Annotated in this window: 1 protein-coding gene and 1 pseudogene; both read left to right on the plus strand. The window is 43.5% G+C overall.

The features are described 5' to 3' along the window. Window positions 1-268 precede the first annotated feature (268 nt). Complete coding sequence (locus tag NA624_RS22940; RefSeq protein ID WP_001549883.1) at window positions 269-1396, plus strand: TQO small subunit DoxD; 1128 nt, start codon at window positions 269-271, stop codon at window positions 1394-1396. A 692-nt stretch (window positions 1397-2088) separates the two neighbouring features. After that, window positions 2089-2345: pseudogene (locus NA624_RS22945) on the plus strand (ShlB/FhaC/HecB family hemolysin secretion/activation protein); the annotation flags it as partial.

Below are 2345 nucleotides of genomic sequence, written 5' to 3' on the forward strand. Positions count from 1 at the left end.
CGATCTCCTTCGTTGGAAGATTGATTATGCCGGATGATCTCTAAATATGAATGGCACGATTATGCGGGATACTTACAATAATTGTATATGGCCACAGGTTTTTGCCTGTTATTTTCACTCCGTACAGGTAACTCGGGAAATGGGGGGATACCAGTAGACAGATAATGCTTGCAATAATATATCTACAATTATTATTTTGGAATATCAGATGCACCTGGTGTTATTGCATTTAACCAAGGTGTTTTTTCTAGAATAGGGATGAATGAATATGTTTAACCAAACCGAAAATGCTGCCGACAGTACAAATGTTCAAGTAGAATTAGTTGGTACATCTATTGCCCCCTCTACTCAATACTGGATGGTTGGTATTGGTTTATTAGCAGTCAGAATTATTCAGGGGTTTATCTACTGGGGAGGGGGGAGTCGGCGGTTTATTTATGCTCCTGATAAACTTAATCCGGATGCTCCTCACTGGATGGCGTACAAGTTCCAGACCGCGATGCCAGGTGCTTTGTTGGGGCTGGAGCATATTATTTCCTTTATGTTGCAACATTTCTGGCTATTATATGCTGGAGTTATCCTGTTTAGCGCAGCTGAGCTTATTGCGGGGTTATTTCTAATGCTCGGGCTCTTTACCCGAATCTCAGCGTTGCTTTCTATGCTTTTCTCTGTGTTACTGATGCTGATGTTTGGCTGGCAGGGTGCCACTTGTATAGATGAATGGACAATGGCGGCGTGCAATCTTGCAATGGGAACGACGATATTTCTCTGTGGTTCACATGTTTATGCTTTCGATAATATCATTCTGAAGAAGAAGCCACATTTGACAGGTAGTCGGGTATTTAACTGGTGCTGCGGTTCGCTTCCCCTGCCTGTAAGTCCTGTCGCTTATAAAAAACTGGCGTTAGGTCTGTTGGTATTTGTCGTGGTTTTCGATGTAGGGACTTACAGTTACTATCGTGGCTCTGTAGTGACACCTTATCATCACGGCCCGGTTAGCCCTACAACACATCATATTAGTCTCACGAATGGAAAACTTCTGTCAGACGGGCGGGTCACTGTGCATGCTTATCTAGATGCGGGAACACCAGAGGCTCCTGAACACATTATGGAAGCGTGGCTTAAAACATCCAGTGGGGAAACGATTATGTACTGGGATACGGCGATGTTGTCTTCATTACCACAAGACAGTTTCCGGAATGATTATGATTATAATCAGTTTTCTGTAAGTCATTATGGGATACAGGCTGTAGTAGGGTCTGCGGCAACGATTGTTTTTCCTGCCGGAATACTAAATGAAGATCTGGACAGATTGCCGGATGAACCATTGAAACTCGTTTTGATTGATACAGAGGGGCATACATTCAGCACAATATTAAGTCGGGAGGATGAGTAAATCTACCCATTTTTCTGAGCCACGTAAGTGGCTCTTTTAATCGAAACTTAAGTTTTGACTGTGAAATGTAAGGAAATAGACAGACCTCAGATTGTATTTAATTTCGAATTATTTATTCTCGACACTGAGTGATTTTCTTGCGGTTTTTGTGTTAAAAAATATAAGTTTATGTGTATATCTGTATTTGATTATTTTTATCAGATATTATTTCTGACTGAGATATTCAAGCATCCCTGAACACTCATTGTTCCTTTCTGTTGAAATTTTCTCCCGTTACCCTGCTGTTACATCACCTTTACCGTGTGTTTACCTTCTGTTTTTCCTCTTTTTCTATTCTATTACAATGGGTTATGTTTTTTTTATTCCTTTTTGATTATGTTTTTCGATCGTTATGATTTACATGTTTGATATGTAAAATCGATCGTTAAGATAGATTTTATTTGTTTTACGCAAGGCGTCTGCGGTTTATAGGGTTAGTAAATAGCAGATTAAGATAGTTCCGGGATGACGGTCGGGGTTGAGTGGGCCGTCTGCCTGCATGTGGCCCGCCAGGAAGGAATAGTCGGGTTTCTTTTTTTAATCAAAACCAATCTGGTGATTACTATATGAAAAGTCTGATTAAACGGGCGTGCTTTGCTCGTGCTAAAAACGTACGACGGGCTACTTTCCTGTTCTCCCCCTTGGTCCTGCTGGTGTACTCCGGTATAGCCTCAGCCGTTTCCCCGGTTTCCGTGCCCGGTGCGGGGACGCTGGGCAACCAGTTACGCCAGGAGTCTGTACTGGCTCCGAAAGCGCCCGTGAACGCCCCGCTGGTCCTGCCGGAAGAGGGGACAGCCCGCCGGTCGCTCTCGGGGGATAATCATACCATGGTTAGCGTGAAACAGGTGGTGTTCACCGGCAATCCCCCAGGACTGAAGGGCCTGAGTGAGACTGACCTGCAGCGTGAACT

Origin of the sequence: Salmonella sp. NW38, from assembly GCF_051807745.1 — a bacterium.
In the GTDB taxonomy this organism is placed as follows: domain Bacteria; phylum Pseudomonadota; class Gammaproteobacteria; order Enterobacterales; family Enterobacteriaceae; genus Salmonella; species Salmonella enterica.